This is a genomic window from Azospirillum sp. VT-I1, assembly GCF_055698305.1.
In genome coordinates, this window is sequence record NZ_CP168805.1 from 180287 (window position 1) to 195825 (window position 15539).

At 70.4% G+C, this 15539-nt stretch carries 15 protein-coding genes and 1 pseudogene; 7 read left to right on the top strand and 9 right to left on the bottom strand.

Features of this window, described 5'->3' with window-relative positions; translation table 11 throughout:
- Positions 1 to 36: 36 nt before the first annotated feature.
- Positions 37 to 957 (top strand): sugar kinase, encoded by a 921-nt coding sequence (locus AB8P05_RS26550; RefSeq protein ID WP_472761526.1) that lies wholly within the window; start codon positions 37 to 39, stop codon positions 955 to 957.
- A 9-nt stretch (positions 958 to 966) separates the two neighbouring features.
- Here AB8P05_RS26550 and AB8P05_RS26555 read toward each other — a convergent pair whose 3' ends face one another.
- Positions 967 to 1587 (bottom strand): TetR/AcrR family transcriptional regulator, encoded by a 621-nt coding sequence (locus tag AB8P05_RS26555; protein WP_472761527.1) that lies wholly within the window; start codon positions 1585 to 1587, stop codon positions 967 to 969.
- Between the two features lie 73 nt (positions 1588 to 1660).
- On the opposite strand from AB8P05_RS26555, the gene bdcA reads away from it, so the two are divergent.
- Entirely contained in the window at positions 1661 to 2374 is a 714-nt protein-coding gene (gene bdcA, locus AB8P05_RS26560; RefSeq protein ID WP_472761528.1) for an SDR family oxidoreductase, read from the top strand.
- A gap of 51 nt (positions 2375 to 2425) precedes the next feature.
- Here bdcA and AB8P05_RS26565 read toward each other — a convergent pair whose 3' ends face one another.
- Positions 2426 to 2761 (bottom strand): hypothetical protein, encoded by a 336-nt coding sequence (locus tag AB8P05_RS26565; RefSeq protein WP_472761529.1) that lies wholly within the window; start codon positions 2759 to 2761, stop codon positions 2426 to 2428.
- An 87-nt stretch (positions 2762 to 2848) separates the two neighbouring features.
- On the bottom strand, positions 2849 to 3370 hold the full coding sequence (gene ogt / locus AB8P05_RS26570) for a methylated-DNA--[protein]-cysteine S-methyltransferase (RefSeq protein WP_472761530.1): 522 nt from the start codon (positions 3368 to 3370) through the stop codon (positions 2849 to 2851).
- Between the two features lie 344 nt (positions 3371 to 3714).
- On the opposite strand from ogt, the gene AB8P05_RS26575 reads away from it, so the two are divergent.
- The 5 genes from AB8P05_RS26575 (at position 3715) to hydA (ending at position 10062) form a co-directional block, all read left to right on the top strand.
- A complete protein-coding gene (locus AB8P05_RS26575; RefSeq protein ID WP_472761531.1) occupies positions 3715 to 5037 on the top strand; it encodes an NAD(P)-dependent oxidoreductase in 1323 nt (440 codons plus the stop codon).
- Between the two features lie 17 nt (positions 5038 to 5054).
- Positions 5055 to 6338 carry an NAD-dependent dihydropyrimidine dehydrogenase subunit PreA gene (gene preA, locus AB8P05_RS26580; RefSeq protein ID WP_472761532.1) on the top strand — a complete coding sequence of 428 codons (1284 nt, stop codon included), beginning with the start codon at positions 5055 to 5057 and terminating at the stop codon, positions 6336 to 6338.
- 40 nt (positions 6339 to 6378) lie between these two features.
- Positions 6379 to 7647 carry a Zn-dependent hydrolase gene (locus tag AB8P05_RS26585; protein WP_472761533.1) on the top strand — a complete coding sequence of 423 codons (1269 nt, stop codon included), beginning with the start codon at positions 6379 to 6381 and terminating at the stop codon, positions 7645 to 7647.
- 247 nt (positions 7648 to 7894) lie between these two features.
- Positions 7895 to 8605 carry a TetR family transcriptional regulator C-terminal domain-containing protein gene (locus AB8P05_RS26590; RefSeq protein ID WP_472761534.1) on the top strand — a complete coding sequence of 237 codons (711 nt, stop codon included), beginning with the start codon at positions 7895 to 7897 and terminating at the stop codon, positions 8603 to 8605.
- Between the two features lie 14 nt (positions 8606 to 8619).
- A complete protein-coding gene (gene hydA, locus AB8P05_RS26595; RefSeq protein ID WP_472761535.1) occupies positions 8620 to 10062 on the top strand; it encodes a dihydropyrimidinase in 1443 nt (480 codons plus the stop codon).
- A 7-nt stretch (positions 10063 to 10069) separates the two neighbouring features.
- Here hydA and AB8P05_RS26600 read toward each other — a convergent pair whose 3' ends face one another.
- The 6 genes and pseudogenes from AB8P05_RS26600 to cheB all read right to left on the bottom strand — a co-directional run bounded on the left by AB8P05_RS26600 (position 10070) and on the right by cheB (position 15539).
- Positions 10070 to 10312 carry a hypothetical protein gene (locus AB8P05_RS26600; RefSeq protein WP_455175440.1) on the bottom strand — a complete coding sequence of 81 codons (243 nt, stop codon included), beginning with the start codon at positions 10310 to 10312 and terminating at the stop codon, positions 10070 to 10072.
- Positions 10312 to 12501: a chemotaxis protein CheA gene (locus tag AB8P05_RS26605; RefSeq protein WP_472761618.1), complete on the bottom strand. Its 2190-nt coding sequence runs from the start codon at positions 12499 to 12501 to the stop codon at positions 10312 to 10314. Before AB8P05_RS26605 ends, AB8P05_RS26600 begins: the two co-directional genes overlap by 1 nt.
- A complete protein-coding gene (locus tag AB8P05_RS26610) occupies positions 12498 to 12893 on the bottom strand; it encodes a response regulator (RefSeq protein ID WP_455175442.1) in 396 nt (131 codons plus the stop codon). The genes AB8P05_RS26605 and AB8P05_RS26610 overlap by 4 nt, the downstream gene beginning before the upstream one ends.
- A gap of 118 nt (positions 12894 to 13011) precedes the next feature.
- Positions 13012 to 13782, bottom strand: a pseudogene (locus tag AB8P05_RS26615) (CheR family methyltransferase); the annotation flags it as partial.
- On the bottom strand, positions 13772 to 14419 hold the full coding sequence (locus AB8P05_RS26620) for a HEAT repeat domain-containing protein (RefSeq protein WP_472761536.1): 648 nt from the start codon (positions 14417 to 14419) through the stop codon (positions 13772 to 13774). The pseudogene AB8P05_RS26615 and the gene AB8P05_RS26620, both read right to left, overlap by 11 nt.
- A gap of 10 nt (positions 14420 to 14429) precedes the next feature.
- Positions 14430 to 15539 carry a chemotaxis-specific protein-glutamate methyltransferase CheB gene (gene cheB, locus AB8P05_RS26625; RefSeq protein WP_472761619.1) on the bottom strand — a complete coding sequence of 370 codons (1110 nt, stop codon included), beginning with the start codon at positions 15537 to 15539 and terminating at the stop codon, positions 14430 to 14432.

The following is a 15539-nucleotide window of genomic DNA, read 5'->3' on the forward strand; positions in this document are numbered from 1 at the left end:
TTTGCCGGGGCGTTCCCCGGCTTGTGGAGAAGAAACATGACCGACACGCCCAACCGCGTCGCCGCGCTCGGCGAATGCATGATCGAGATGTTCCGGCGGCCGGACGGGTCGCTGACCATGGGCTTCGGCGGTGACACGCTGAACACCGCGGTCTATCTGGCGCGTCTGGGCACGCCGGTCGACTATGTGACGGCGCTGGGCGACGACAGCATCAGCGACGACATGGTCGCCGCCTGGGCGGCGGAGGGCGTCGGCACGTCCCATGTCCTGCGGGTGCCGAACCGCCTGCCCGGCCTCTACCTGATCGAGACGGACGCCAGCGGCGAGCGCCGCTTCCTCTACTGGCGCGACCGAGCCCCGGCGCGCGAGCTGTTCGCCCTGCCCCAGACGCCGGAGCTGGCGGCGGCGCTGGAGGGCTACGGCATCGTCTATCTGTCCGGCATCAGCATCGCCATCCTGGGCGAGCAGGGCCGCGAGCGGCTGTTCGAGGTGCTGAAGCGGGTGCGGGCGCGCGGCGGCAAGGTCGCCTTCGACACCAACTGGCGCCCGCGCCTGTGGCCGGACATCGAGACCGCCCGCACCGCCTTCGACCGCATGCTGCGGCTGACCGACATCGCGCTGCCCGGCGTCACCGACCTGCGCGACCTCTATGGCGACGCCGATGCCGACGCCGTGCTGGCCCGCGTCCGCGAGGCCGGCGTGACCGAAATCGTCCTGAAGCTGGAACAGCCCGGCTGCGTGGTGTTCGAGAATGGCGAGGCCATCGAGGTGCCGGCGCAGAAGGTCGCTACGGTGGTCGACACCACGGCGGCCGGCGACAGCTTCAGCGCCGGCTATCTGGCATCCCGCCTGCGCGGCGAGGCTCCGGCCGATGCCGCCCGCGCCGCCCACAAGCTGGCCGCCGTCGTTATCCAGCACCGCGGCGCCATCATCCCGCGCGACGCCATGCCGGCCTGACCGCTGGATTCAGGAGCCTTCCGCCGCCAGTTCGCGGCGGAAGGTCCTGCCCGCCATTTCCGCGAAGGCGGTCAGCGCCGCCTCGTCCGCGCCGTCGCGCGCCGCCGCCGACATCCCCTTCATCGCGATCACCACGAAGTCGGCCAACTGGCCGGCCCGCTCCGGCTCCTCCGTGGCGATGAAGTCCCGGACCGCCGACACCCCGGCCTTCCTCATCGCCTCGGCCAGAGCGCACGCCTCCGGATCGGCGCTGTTGCGTGCGCCGTCGAGCACGAGGCAGCCGGCCACCCCGTTCCGCTCCGGATAGAGCCGCGCCGCCAGCAGCAGCGTGCGCTCGATCACCTCGGCCACGCTGCCGCCCTCGGCCCGCGCGCGGGCGAAGATGTTCGCCTCCCCCGAGGAATAGCGCTGAAGCGCCCGCTCGAACAGCCCGGCCTTGCTGCCGAAAGCCGCATAGAAGCTCGGCGGCTTGATCCCCAGTTCCGCTCCCAACTCCGCCACGCCGACCGCGTCGTAGCCGCGGGCATGGAACAGCCTCATCGCGGTCTCGACCGCCTCGTCCACGTCGAAGGACCGCCGCCGCCCGCGCGGTCCGCATGATCCAGCCGGAGACATTTTTGTAGCGGTCACTATAAATTCTCCTTGCGCAGATCCCCCGCCGGAATTTATATAGCGCTCACTACATTTTCTCAAGGAGCGCAACATGGGTGAGTTCACCGGCCGCAAAGTCCTGGTCCTCGGCGGCAGCCGCGGGATCGGCAAGGCCATCGTCCGCCGCTTCGCCAAGGGCGGCGCCGAAGTCGCCTTCACCTACGCCGCGTCCAAGGACGCCGCCGACGCCCTTGCCGCCGAAACGGGCGCGGAGCCCATCCACACCGACAGCGCCGACCGCGACGCCCTGATCGCCACCGTGGCGGACCGCGGCGCACTCGACGTGCTGGTCGTCAATGCCGGCACGGCGATCATCGGCGATCCGCTGACCTTCGATCCCGACGCCGTCGACCGGCTGATCGACATCAATGTCCGTGCGCCCTACCACGCGGCGGTCGAAGCGGCCCGGCGCATGAAGGACGGCGGGCGCATCATCGTCATCGGTTCGGTCAACGGCGACCGCGTGCCCTTCGCCGGTGCCGCCGCCTACGGCATGACCAAGTCGGCGGTCCAAAGCATGGTGCGCGGCCTCGCCCGCGATTTCGGCCACCGCGGCATCACAGTGAACGCCATCCAGCCCGGCCCGACCGACAGCGACATGAATCCGGCCGACGGGCCGATGGCGCCGGCCATGCGGGAATTCATGGCGATCAAGCGCTACATCCATGCCGACGAGGTTGCCGAACTGACCGCCTACGTCGCCGGCCCGCATGCCGCGATGATCACCGGCTCGTTCCAGACCATCGACGGCGGCTTCGGCGCCTGACGACGGATCTTCGAGAGGACGGGGGACGGTGACCGTCCCCCTTTTCCGTTCCTACTTCTGCTGATCCTCGCGCGAGGCGCCCATGCCGCCGGTGGCGTCCGGCAGCGGGGTGTGCCCGGTGTTGCCGGTGCGGTGCTGCGGGTCGTCGCCGGCCTGCGGCGTGTTGCCGGGCGACATGGCGTCGACGGCGCGCCTGATCCGCTCGCCACCCTCGCGCCCGTCCTGCTCATGGCCGGGCAGGTCGCCCGCGGCCCGGTCCTTGGCTTGATCGATCACGTCCCGCATCCGCTCGTTGCCGGCCTGGGCCTGATCCTGCCCGCTGCCCACGTCCTGGCCCTGATTACGGCCCTGCTTCTGGCCCTGGTTCTGGTCATTCCGGTCGCTCATCACGGCATCCTTCCGTCGGTGTGGTCCTCCCCTCAACAACCGGGACGGCGCGGTGAAATGCGCTGAACGGAAGCGGTACGGCCTCCCTTACCCTACGGCCACCCCTTCATGGGCCAGCAGCCAGCGCTTGCGCTCCACCCCGCCGCCATAGCCGGTCAGCGCCCCGGCGGAGCCGATCACCCGGTGGCAGGGCACCACGATGCCGACCGGATTGGCGCCGTTGGCATGCCCCGCCGCCCGCACCGCTGCCGGCCGCCCGGCCAGCGCCGCAAGCGCGCGGTAGGTTATGGTCCCGCCGCAGGGAATGCCGCGCAGCGCCGCCCACACCGCGCACTGGAACGGCGTCCCGCCTGTGCGCACCGGCAGCCGGTCGATGATTGCGAGATCGCCCGCGAAATAGGCATCCATCGCCCGCGTCAGCCCGCCCGGATCGGCCGATGGCCGCAGCTCGTAGCCGCCGGGATGGTGCAGGCGCAGCAGGCGATGCAGCCGGTCCTCATGGTCGGTCCAGTCGACGGCACGCAGGGCGCCCTCGTCATCGGCGACGACGACCAACTCGCCGATGGGGGTGGCGGTGCGGTCGATCAGCAGGCTGGACGGAGCGGACATGGCGGCACCCCCTATCCCTGTTGCATAGGATAGCTGCCGAATTCGAAGGCAGTGTTCCCACAGCGCAACTCTTTGATAGGCCGTAATTTCCTGCTTCGCACCGCCTCGCTTCAAGGGGTTTTCTTGCGTTTCGCCGCCAAAAGAGGCGCCAAAAGGCTGAGTTGCGTGCAATCCGCATGGCTGGCATGATCTGTCCATGCCTGTCCATCTCGTCAGTTCCTGACCGAACAGTCAGCTTTTCGGCCCTGTGCGCCCTTCGTCGTTGCTGGTTGGATCGTTTGGCACACGGGTTGCTGACGCTTCGGTAGACACGCCGCTCTGCGACCGAAGGGAAGCCATCCGCCATGACCCTGATCGCTACGCTTGCCACCGCCTCGAACCCTGCCGAAGACGACCGCGCCTCGCCCTACGCCGACCTGACCCCGGCGATGACGCCGGTGCAGGCGCTGGCCGAGTCCAACCGCTGCCTGTTCTGTTACGACGCCCCCTGCATCAAGGCCTGCCCGACCGGGATCGACATCCCGGCCTTCATCCGCTCGATCGCCACCGGCAACCTCAAGGGTGCCGCGACGACGATCCTGTCGGAGAACATCATGGGCGGCACCTGCGGCCGAGTCTGCCCGACCGAGACGCTGTGCGAACAATCCTGCGTCCGCAACCGGGCGGAGGACCGGCCCGTCGCCATCGGCCGGCTGCAGCGCCATGCCACCGACCGCCTGACCGACGGCGAACCCGCCCACCCCTTCCCCCGCGCCGCCGCCACCGGCAAGCGCGTCGCCGTGGTCGGCGCCGGCCCGGCCGGCCTGTCCTGCGCCCACCGCCTCGCGACGCTCGGCCATGAGGTGACGGTGTTCGAGGCCAAGGCGAAGTCCGGCGGCCTCAACGAATACGGCCTCGCCCCCTACAAGATGGCCGACGATTTCGCCCAGCGCGAGGTCGCCTTCATCCTCGGCGTCGGTGGCATCACGGTGGAGCATGGCCGCAAGCTGGGCGCCGACCTGTCGCTCGACAGCCTGCGCGCCGACTTCGACGCCGTCTTCCTGGGCGTCGGCCTGGGGTCCAACAACCGCCTCGGCATCCCCGGCGAGGAGCGTGCGGGCGTGGAGGACGCCACCGCCTTCATCGAGCGGGTGCGTCAGGCCCTTCCCGGCCAGCCGCCCGCCGTCGGCCGCAGCGTCGTGGTGATCGGCGGCGGCAACACCGCGGTGGACGCCGCCATCCAGGCCAAGCGCCTGGGTGCGGAGGACGTCACCCTGGTCTACCGCCGCGGCCGGGCCCAGATGGGCGCCACCGGCTGGGAGCAGGAGCTGGCCCAGACCGAGGGCGTCGTGCTGAAGACCTTCGCCGCCCCCAAAGAGATCGGCGACACCACCATCACCTTCGAACACACCCGCCTGAGCGACGGCAAGCTGTCCGGCACCGGCGAGACCTTCACCCTCCAGGCCGACATGGTGCTGAAGGCTGTCGGCCAGAAACTGTCGGCCGACGCGCTCGACGGCCTGCAGGTCACCGGCGGCAAGATCGCCATCGACGACGCCTACCGCACCACGCTGGCCAAGGTCTGGGCCGGCGGCGACTGCGTCGCGACGGGCGAGGATCTGACGGTCCAGTCCGTGCAGGACGGCAAACTCGCCGCCCTCGCCATCCACAGCCACCTGACCGCCTGAGGAAAGGGAGCCACATCATGGCCGATCTTCGCAGCACCATCGCCGGCATCCGCTCCCCCAACCCCTTCTGGCTGGCGTCGGCCCCGCCGACCGACAAGGCCTACAACGTCGTCCGCGCTTTCAAGGCGGGCTGGGGCGGTGTCGTCTGGAAGACGCTGGGCGAGGACCCGCCGGTGGTCAACGTCTCCAGCCGCTACGGCGCCCATCTCGACACCGACCGCCGGATGATCGGCTTCAACAACATCGAGCTGATCTCCGACCGGCCGCTCGACGTCAACTTGCAGGAGATCATCCAGGTCAAGCGCGACTGGCCCGACCGCGCCATGGTCGTCTCGCTGATGGCCACCATGACCGAGGCGGCCTGGGCCGGCCTTGCCCGCCGCATCGCCGAAACCGGGGCGGCCGACGGGCTGGAACTCAATCTCGGCTGCCCGCACGGCATGTGCGAGCGCGGCATGGGCTCCGCCATCGGGCAGGTGCCGGAGATGGTGGAGCAGGTCACCCGCTGGGTGAAGAACGCCGTCAATTTGCCGGTGATCGTCAAGCTGACCCCCAACATCACCAACATCCTGTGGTCGGCCGAAGCGGCCAAGCGCGGCGGCGCCGACGCGGTGTCGCTGATCAATACGGTGAACTCCATCGTCGCGGTCGATCTCGACGCCATGGCCCCGACCCCGGTGGTCGACGGCAAGGGCAGCCATGGCGGCTATTGCGGCCCGGCGGTGAAGCCCATCGCGCTGAACATGGTGGCGGAAATCGCCCGCAATCCGGAGACGCGGGGCCTGCCGGTCAGCGGCATCGGCGGCGTCACCACTTGGCGCGACGCGGCGGAGTTCCTGGCGCTGGGCGCCACCAACGTCCAGGTCTGCACCGCCGCCATGACCTACGGCTTCAAGATCGTGGAGGACATGATCGGCGGCCTGTCCAACTGGATGGACGAGAAGGGATACCGGACCCTCGACGAACTGAGCGGTCGTGCGGTGCGCAACGTCGTCAACTGGAACGACCTGAACATGAACTTCTCGACCAAGGCGGTCATCGACCCCGCCTTGTGCATCGACTGCGGCCGCTGCCACATCGTCTGCGAGGACACCTCGCACCAGGCGATCCGCATCGACCAAGGGGAAGGCCGCCGCGTCTTCACCGTGGTCAACGAGGAGTGCGTCGGCTGCAACCTGTGCAGCCATGTCTGCCCGGTGCCGGACTGCATCACCATGGTGCCGGAGCAGACCGACCTGCCCTACGTCACCTGGCCCAACGACGCCCGCAACCCGATGCGCGTCCCAGAAGCCGCCCAATAATCAGCCGCCGAATAAAGAACGACGTTCAGGAGAGAGCAACATGTCCACCCCGCAGAATGTCGCCGTGAACGGCTCGCGCCTGTGGCAGAGCCTGATGGACATGGCGCAGATCGGCGCCACGCCCAAGGGCGGCGTGTGCCGGCTGGCGCTGACCGACCTCGACAAACAGGGCCGCGACCTGTTCGTGCGCTGGTGCGAGGAGGCCGGCTGCACGGTCTCCGTCGACAGGATGGGCAACATCTTCGCCCGCCGCTCCGGCCGCGACGACAGCCTGCCCCCGGTCATCATGGGCAGCCATCTCGACAGCCAGCCGACCGGCGGCAAGTATGACGGCGTCTATGGCGTGCTGGCCGGACTGGAGGTGGTGCGCAGCCTGAACGACATGAATTACGTCACCGAGGCCCCGGTGGAGGTCGCGGTCTGGACCAACGAGGAAGGTTCGCGCTTCGCCCCGGCCATGGTGTCGTCCGGCGTCTTCGCCGGGGTGTTCGACCTGGACTACGGCCTGTCCCGCGCCGACCTCGACGGCAAGACGATGGGCGAGGAGCTGGCCCGCATCGGCTATGCCGGCGATAGGGAAGTCGGCGGCCGTAAGGTCGGCGCCTATTTCGAAGCCCACATCGAACAGGGTCCGATCCTGGAGATCGAGGGCAAGACCATCGGCGTCGTCACCGACTGCCAGGGCCAGCGCTGGTACGAGATCACCTTCACCGGCCAGGAGGCCCATGCCGGCCCGACCCCGATGGTCCGCCGCAAGGACGCCCTGCTGGGGGCCGCCCGCGTGGTCGATGCGGTGAACCGGATCGGCATGAAATACGGCCCGCTGGCCTGCGCCACGGTGGGGCTGATGCAGATCCACCCCAACAGCCGCAACGTCATTCCCGGCCGCGTCTTCTTCACCGTCGATTTCCGCCACCCGGACGACGCCATCCTCGCCGCCATGGACGGCGAGTTGCGCGCCGAGGTGGAGCGCATCGCCGGCGAGATCGGGCTGGAGAGCGATTTCCAGCAGATCTGGTACTACGCCCCGATCAAGTTCGACAAGACCTGTGTCGCCGCCGTCCGCAAGGGGGTGGAGCGCACCGGCCACAGCTTCCGCGACATCGTGTCGGGCGCCGGTCACGACGCCTGTTACCTGTCGAAGGTGGCGCCGACGGCGATGGTCTTCATCCCCTGCATCGACGGCATCAGCCACAACGAGGTCGAGGAGACGACCCCGGAATGGTCAACCGCCGGCTGCGAGGTGCTGCTGCACGCCGTGCTCGACCGCGCCAACGCCATGGCGGAGCAGGTGAAAGCCCCCGCGTGATACTCTCCCTCTCCCGTCCCGGGAGAGGGAAGGGGCCCATGCGGAGCATGGGAAGGGTGAGGGGGAATGCAAGAATCCCGAACCGCATGGTTCCTTGGATCACCCCTCACCCTCCCCACCGCTTCGCGGCGGGTCCCCTCCCTCTCCCGGGGCTCTCAGCGGATCTTCGATCCGCCTGACGCCGTCAGCACAAACGAAGTTTGTGCGAGAGGCGGGAGAGGGCACCTCAACAGCAATGGCGAATGCAATGGCGCGAACGGCTGCCGACACAGCGGACTCCACCCAGCCCCAGGGCCGCATCCGGCGTGAGAACGTCGAGCGCATCCTGAAGGCGGCCGAGCGCATCTTCGCCGAGGCTGGATTCGCCGGCGCCACCATGGCCGACATCGCCGAGCGGGCCGGCCTGCCCAAGGCCAACCTGCATTACTATTTCGGCACCAAGGAGGACCTCTACCGCGCGGTGCTGGACAACATCCTGCGCATGTGGCTGGCGCCGATCGCCTCCTTCACCCCCGATGCCGATCCGGCGGAGACGCTGACCGCCTACGTCACCGCCAAGATGGAGGCGTCGCGCACCCGCCCGCACGCCTCCAAGGTCTTCGCCAACGAGATCCTGCATGGCGGGACCCAGGTCGAACGCTTCCTGGCCGAAGACCTGAAATCGCTGGTCGATGCCAAGGCAGGCGTGATCGACGGCTGGGTCGCCGCCGGCCGCATGGCCCCGGTCGACGCCCGCCAGTTCCTGTTCATGATCTGGGCGGTGACCCAGCATTACGCCGACTTCGACATCCAGATCCGCAAGGTGCTGGGCCGCCGGACCCTGACCCGCCAGGACTTCGCCGCCATGACGGCCGAAGTCCTGCGCATGGTCCTGCGCGCCGCCGGCCTGCCCGAACCGCAAATCGCCGAGCCGACAGAATCCGAACCGCCCACCGACCCCGTCCCACCACTCTCTTGAGGGAGCGCCCGAGCATGTCCACCATCCTGATCCGCGGCGGCACCGTCGTCACCGCCGAGCAAACCCGCCGCGCCGACGTCCTCTGCCAGGACGGCATCATCACCGCGGTGGGCGACACTCTCGACGTGCCGGCGGGGGCGGAGGTGGTCGATGCCGGCGGCTGCTACGTCATGCCCGGCGGCATCGACCCGCACACCCATATGGAACTGCCCTTCATGGGCACGGTGACGACGGAGGATTTCTTCAGCGGCACCGCCGCCGGCTTCGCCGGGGGCACGACAATGATCATCGACTTCGTCATCCCCAACCCGAAGCAGAGCCTGATGGAGGCCTACCACACCTGGCGCGGCTGGGCGGAGAAGGCGGCCGGCGACTACAGCTTCCACGTCGCGGTGACGTGGTGGGACGAGAGCGTGCGGCAGGACATGGGCACGCTGGTGGCCGACCATGGCGTGAACAGCTTCAAGCACTTCATGGCCTACAAGAACGCCATCATGGCCGACGACGAGACGCTGGTGAACAGCTTCCAGCGCTGCCTGGAGCTGGGTGCCATCCCCACCGTCCATGCCGAGAACGGCGAGTTGGTCTTCCAGCTCCAGAAGAAGCTGCTGGCCCAGGGCCTGACCGGACCGGAGGCGCACCCGCTGTCCCGCCCGCCGGAGGTGGAGGGCGAGGCCGCCAACCGCGCCATTCAGGTCGCCAAGGTCTTCGGCGTGCCGGTCTACATCGTCCATGTCTCGGCCAAGGAGGCGCTGGCCGCCATCGAGCGCGGTCAGAATGACGGACAGCGCGTGTTCGGCGAGGTGCTGGCCGGCCATCTGCTGATCGACGACGGGGTGTACCGCAACCCCGACTGGGATTTCGCCGCCGGCCATGTCATGAGCCCGCCCTTCCGCCCGAAGGAGCATCAGGACGCCCTGTGGCGCGGCCTCCAGGCCGGGCACCTGCACACCACCGCCACCGACCATTGCTGTTTCTGCGCGGAGCAGAAGGCGATGGGCCGCAACGACTTCACCAAGATCCCGAACGGCACCGCCGGCATCGAGGACCGCATGACCGCGCTGTGGACCCACGGCGTCAACACCGGCCGGCTGACGATGAACGAGTTCGTCGCGGTGACCTCCGCCAACGCCGCCAAGATCTTCAACCTCTACCCGCGCAAGGGCTCGGTCAGCGTCGGGGCGGATGCCGATCTGGTGGTGTGGGACCCGAAGGCGACCAAGACCATCTCGGCCAAGACCCAGATGCAGAAGGTCGGCCTGAACATCTTCGAAGGCATGACCGTCACCGGCACCCCGGCCTACACGCTGAGCCAGGGCCGCATCGTCCACGCGCTGGGCGAAAGCCGCGCGGTGCGCGGTGCCGGCCGCTATGTCAACCGCCCCGCCTTCCCCCCGGTCTACGAGGCGGTGGCGAAGCGCAACGCCCTGAACGTCCCGGTGGCGGTGGAGCGGTAGGACGGCTTCACCCGGCCTTCGCCAGAAGCGGCCCGACCCAGCGGGCAAGGAAGGCATCCGCCGGCGCTGCCGCCAGCGCTGGCCTTGCCGCCAGCAGCAATTGCAGCAGGGCGGTGTGCAGCTCCGTGCAGGCGGACAAATCCACCCGCGGCGCTGCCGCCGTCTCCAGCCATTCGGCGAGCGGCAGCGCATCCTCCACCGTGCAGGCGGCCTCGAAACGGGCGAGGTCGGAGTCGAACCGGACCGGCATCACAGCAGCTCCCGCAGATCGAGCACCAGGATCAGGCGGCCGTCGCCCAGCACCGCGGTGCCGGCATAGCCGCGCAGGCTGCGCAGCACGCCGGTCATCGGGCGCAGCACCACGTCGGCGCGCTCGCCGACATCGTCCACCGCCACCGCGACCGGGCCGTCGCCCAGTTCGGCCAGCACCACGCAGTCGGTCTCGCGGGTCCGGCCGTCCTCCGGCTGGCCCAGCAGGCGGCGCAGGCGGACCAGCGGCACCACCCGGTCGCGCAGCACCACGCTTTCCGCCCGCTTCACCGCGCGGATTTCGGCGCGCGGCACCCGCTGGATGCCGCCGACCAGCGCCACGGGGATGCCGTAGAGGGCGCCCGCCGCCTCCACCACCACGACGCGGGTGATGCTGAGCGTCAGCGGCAGCGACAGCCGCACCCGCGTCCCGGTTCCGGGGGTGGAGGCGATCTCCACCCGGCCGCCGGCCCGTTCGACCGCCGCCCGCACCGCGTCCATGCCGACGCCGCGGCCCGACAGGTCGGACACGGTGCCTGCGGTGCTGAATCCGGGGGCGAAGACCAGCCGCACCGCGTCGGAGTCGGACAGCGCCGCGGCGGCGTCCGGCGCTAGCAGCCCCTTGGCGACGGCGGCACGTCGCATCGTCGCCGGGTCAATGCCGGCACCGTCGTCCGACACCTCCACCACCACCCCGTCCTTGTCCTGGAAGGCGCGGACCCGCAGGGTACCGGCGGACGGCTTGCCGGCGGCGGTGCGGCGGTCCGGCGGCTCGATGCCGTGGTCCAGCGCGTTGCGCACCAGATGCAACAGCGGTTCGCCCAGCACGTCGAGGATGTCCTTGTCGGCCTCCGTCTCGGCCCCCTCCAGCACCAGATCCACCGTCTTGTCCAGCCGGCGGGCGGTGTCGCGCACCAGCCGGGGCAGCGGATCGAAGACGCGGGCCAGCGGCAGCAGCCGCAGGCGCAGCGCCGCATGGCGCAGGTCGCCAACCAGCGTGTCCAGCCGGGCGGAAAAGCCCTTCAGGTCGCGCCGCAGGTCCATCGCCAGCTCGGCGTCCTCGGCACGGCGCAGCAGCGGTCCAAGCTGCCCCTTCACCACCGACAGCTCGCCGACCAGGGCCATCAGCGCGTCCATCCGCTCCGGCTCGACCCGCAGGGCGCGGCGGACGGCGGGCGGCGGGGCTTCGGGGGCGGCGGGACGGGGCGGCCCTTCGGCAAGAAAGCGCCGCAGCGTGCCGGCATCGTCACAGGCGGCCTCGACCATGCGCCGGTCGGCCGGACGCCCGAGCGACGCCAGGATCGCAGCCACCGCCCGCGCCACCGCGGCCCGGCGGGACTCGCGTTCGGCGGCGCTGCCGGGCAGCTCCAGAATCCGCCCCTGCTCCTCCAGCATGCGCGCCGCCAGCGAGTCCGGCGGTGCCGCCGCGACGGAGGGCGTCACCGTCGTCGCCGGTGCCTTCAGCGTGACAGCGGCGACCTGCACCTGATCCGGCACGCTGCGGAATGCCGGGCGCACTGCCTCCACGTCGGCACCGCTCAGAGCGTGGAAGCGCAGGACGCAGCGGTAGGGGTCCATCTCCGCCGGCCCCGGCAGCGGTTCGGCCGGCTCGATGCGCAGCAGCCGCAGGTCGGGCACCCGGCGGAACAGCGCCAACGGGTCGTCGCCGGTGAAGAAGCATTCGGGATCGGGCCGGTAGTCGATGGCGGTCAGCCGGCCCTCGCCCGCCGCCGCCCTCTCCTCCGCCGTCAGCGCCGCCAGCCAGGGGAACGCCTTCGCCTCCCCACCAGCAGCGCCAGAGTCCTCCGCCACCCCGTCCCCGGCAAGCCCGCGGACCAGCGCGTCGGCTGCGGACGGCGCGTCGGCGGGCAGCGCGCCGGCACTCTCCAGCGCCGCCACCCAGCGGGCGCACTGGTCGAGCACGCGGAACAGCCGGTCGGCCAATTCCGGCGTCATGCCGCGCCGGCCGTCGCGCAGCAGCGACAGCGTGTCCTCCCCGGCATGGACCAGCCGGGTGAAGGGCGCCATCTCGAACAGGGCGCTCGCCCCCTTCAGGGTGTGGAAGGCGCGGAACAGCTCATCCACCGACGCACGGTCGGCCGGGTCGCGCTCCAGCGCCAGCAGCGCGCCGCCGGCGGTCTCCAGCAGCTCCTGCGCCTCGACGATGAACTGGTCGAACAGCTCGCTCACGGCGCCCCCTCCGGTCCAAGCGGACGGCCGGTCAGCAGCCGCGCCGCCTCCACCAGCATCTCCGGCCGCGGCGGCTTCACGATGTACCAGTTGGCGCCGGCCAGCAGCGCCTGTTCGCGGTCGCTGTCCTTCGATTCGGTGCTGATCATGATGGCCGGCAGGTCGCGCAGCGCCGGGTCGCGGCGCAGGACGCGCAGCATGGTGTAGCCGTCCATCTTGCGCATGTTGACGTCGACGATCACCAGGTCGGGCGGGTCGGCCATCGCCCGTTCCAGCCCCTCGATGCCGTTCACCGCCTCGTCCACCACGAAGCCGTCGGCCTCCAGCACGCGGCGGCTGAAGGCGCGGACGGTCACGGCGTCGTCCACCACCAGGATGCGCGGCCCGTTCATGGCGCCCCCCGTCTGCAGGCTTCTGGTAAAGGATCGCGTCGGGGAAGCGGCGCGGGACGAACAGCGAGGACATGCGGCTCATGCTTTCCGAATGGCCGAGGCAGACGAAGCCGCCGGGCGCCAGGGCATCGTGGAACATGCTCGCCGCCTCCCGCCGGCCAAGGTCGTCGAAATAGATCAGCAGGTTGCGGCAGAAGATCACGTCGATCCCGCGGAACCCCCGCACCTGCTGCGGGTCGGCGATGTTGACCAGCGAAAAATCGACGGACTCCCGCAAGTCCTCGATGATTTGCCAGCGCGGCCCTCCGGCCGCCGCCGTTCCGCGCAGGGATTGGAAATACTTGGCGCGCAGATGTGCCGGCAGCCCCTGCAGGGCGCGCTCGTCATAGATGCCCTCGCGCGCCCGCGCCAGCACGGCGCTGTCGATGTCCGACGCCAGCAGCTCGATCTCGTAATCGTCCACCCGCCGCCAGTTCTCCAGCAGCATGATGGCGATGGAATAGGGCTCCTCGCCCGTGGCGCAGCCGGCCGACCAGATGCGCAGCCGCGCGCCCCTGGGCTTGTCCCGCACCAGCTCGTCCAGGACCGAGTTCACCAGACAGTCGAACTGGTATTTCTCGCGGAAGAAATAGGTCTCGTTCACCGTCATCAGGTTGACGAGCCGCTGCAGCTCCTCCCCCGATGCCTGGAAGCGCAGCAGGTTCATATAGGCATGCAGGTCGGTCACCCCGACCGCCTGCATGCGGGCGGCGACGCGGCGGTCGACGAAATAGCGCTTGGCTTCGGTGAAGGACAGGCCGGTGCGATCCCGCAAGAAATCGCACAGGGTCGCATAGTCCTCGGGCGACAGCCCTTCCGGTTCGGTGTCCGCCACGCGCTCACCCGCCATTGAAGCTGGAGCGGGCGGCGTCGACGGCGAAGGCGACGAAGGGATCGTCGGGGAAGCGCCGGGCCAGGGTTTCCAGGCTGGACAGCGCCTCCGGACTGCCGGCTTCGGCCAGCGCCTCCACCGCGGCGAGGCCGACATTGACGTCGGCATCGCGCTCCATCACCGCCGCCAGCCAGTCGGCGCGGCCGGGATGGACAAGCCCGCCCAGCCCCTGCACCGCGAAGATGCGCAGGTCCGGGTCGGCATGGCCGAGCAGCGGCAGCAATGCCGGGGCGGCGATCTCCGCCGGCATCTGCTGCAGGCTCTCCAGCGCGGCGTTGCGCAGGGCGGCGTCCTCGCGGTCGAGGAAGGGGACCAGCGCCGCCGCCGCCTCGTCCGTGGCGATGCGGGCGAGTGCCGTCAGGATCGCCTCCCGCACGCCGGCATCCCCCTCCGCCTCAAGCCGGCGGGCGAGCGCCGCAACGGCGCCGGGGGGCGCCGCGTCGGGTGCATGGCCGAGTCCGTGGGCGGCGTCGCGGCGCACCGACGCGTCGGCATCCTCCAGAGCGGCCAGCGGATCGACCTGCGGATCGACCTGTGCGGCGGGCGCCGCAGGACCGGATGGCGCGGCGCCGGCCTTCTTCCTCACCAGTCCCATGCTATCCTCCCTATTGCCCGCCGGCCCGCCGGTGGGCGGGCATCAGCCAGCGGATCAGCTGGCCGGCGATGCGGTCCGACGGCAGCACGGCATCGGCGCCGCCCCGCCGGATCAAATCCTGCGGCATGCCGAAGACGACGGCGCTTTCCTCCGACTCCGCGATGGTCCGGCCGCCGCGGGCGTGCAGATCGGCCATCGACGCGGCGCCGTCGTTGCCCATGCCGGTCAGCAGCACCCCGACCAGCCGGTCCGCCGGCAGCAGCCGCATGGCGCTGGCCACCAGCCGGTCGGCATTGGGGTGCCAGGGCTTGTCGGGCGACGCCGGAACGCAGACCGCCTGCAGCCGGCCGCCGCGGCGCGCCAATTCCACGTCGGCGCCGCCGCGGGCGATGCAGACCATGCCCGGCTCCAGCACCGTCGCCCGCTCCACCTCCACCACCCGCAGGGCGCACATCTCGTCCAGCCGGCGCGCCAGCGTCGCGGTGAAGGCGACCGGCATATGCTGGGCCACCACCACCGGCCAGGGGAAGTCGGCCGGCAGCAGCGGCAGGATGTCCTCCAGCGTGCTGGGCCCGCCGGTGGACACGCCGACCAGCACGACGCCATCCCCTTCTCCGCCTGCGGCGTCCCGGCCCGGAGGCGGCAGCGGCAGTGGCGTCTCGGGGGCGACGAAATCCTCCCCGGCGATGCGGGCGCGGGCCAGCCGCAGCCGTTCGCGCAGGCCCCGGACGCGGCGCGGGCGCGACGAGGCGGCGGCGCGCACCGTCTCCACCAGCTCCTCGCCGATGCGGCCGATGGCGCCGGCGGCCGGCTTCTGCACCGCCTCCACCGCCCCCAGCCGCAGAGCCTCCAGCGTCTCCTCCGCACCGGCGGCGGTGAGGGCGGAGACCATGACCACCGGCTTGGGATGCTCCACCATGATGCGGGCAAGGCAGGCCAGCCCGTCCATGCCGGGCATGGTCACGTCGAGCGTCACCACGTCCGGATCGACGACCGGCAGGCGTGCCAGGGCCTCCTCCCCGGTCGCGGCGGTCTCCACCCGGAATCCGGCCTCCGTCAGCAGCTCCGCGATGCGCCGGCGCATCAACGCGGAATCGTCCACCACCAGCACCGTCAGCAC

What these genes read in the sequence shown, in the direction of transcription:
- AB8P05_RS26550 (WP_472761526.1), top strand. Translation starts at nt 37, where the DNA reads ATGACCGACACGCCCAACCGCGTCGCCGCGCTCGGCGAATGCATGATC.
- bdcA (WP_472761528.1), top strand. Translation starts at nt 1,661, where the DNA reads ATGGGTGAGTTCACCGGCCGCAAAGTCCTGGTCCTCGGCGGCAGCCGC.
- AB8P05_RS26565 (WP_472761529.1), bottom strand. Translation starts at nt 2,761, where the DNA reads ATGAGCGACCGGAATGACCAGAACCAGGGCCAGAAGCAGGGCCGTAAT.
- ogt (WP_472761530.1), bottom strand. Translation starts at nt 3,370, where the DNA reads ATGTCCGCTCCGTCCAGCCTGCTGATCGACCGCACCGCCACCCCCATC.
- AB8P05_RS26575 (WP_472761531.1), top strand. Translation starts at nt 3,715, where the DNA reads ATGACCCTGATCGCTACGCTTGCCACCGCCTCGAACCCTGCCGAAGAC.
- preA (WP_472761532.1), top strand. Translation starts at nt 5,055, where the DNA reads ATGGCCGATCTTCGCAGCACCATCGCCGGCATCCGCTCCCCCAACCCC.
- AB8P05_RS26585 (WP_472761533.1), top strand. Translation starts at nt 6,379, where the DNA reads ATGTCCACCCCGCAGAATGTCGCCGTGAACGGCTCGCGCCTGTGGCAG.
- AB8P05_RS26590 (WP_472761534.1), top strand. Translation starts at nt 7,895, where the DNA reads ATGGCGCGAACGGCTGCCGACACAGCGGACTCCACCCAGCCCCAGGGC.
- hydA (WP_472761535.1), top strand. Translation starts at nt 8,620, where the DNA reads ATGTCCACCATCCTGATCCGCGGCGGCACCGTCGTCACCGCCGAGCAA.
- AB8P05_RS26600 (WP_455175440.1), bottom strand. Translation starts at nt 10,312, where the DNA reads ATGCCGGTCCGGTTCGACTCCGACCTCGCCCGTTTCGAGGCCGCCTGC.
- AB8P05_RS26610 (WP_455175442.1), bottom strand. Translation starts at nt 12,893, where the DNA reads ATGAACGGGCCGCGCATCCTGGTGGTGGACGACGCCGTGACCGTCCGC.
- AB8P05_RS26620 (WP_472761536.1), bottom strand. Translation starts at nt 14,419, where the DNA reads ATGGGACTGGTGAGGAAGAAGGCCGGCGCCGCGCCATCCGGTCCTGCG.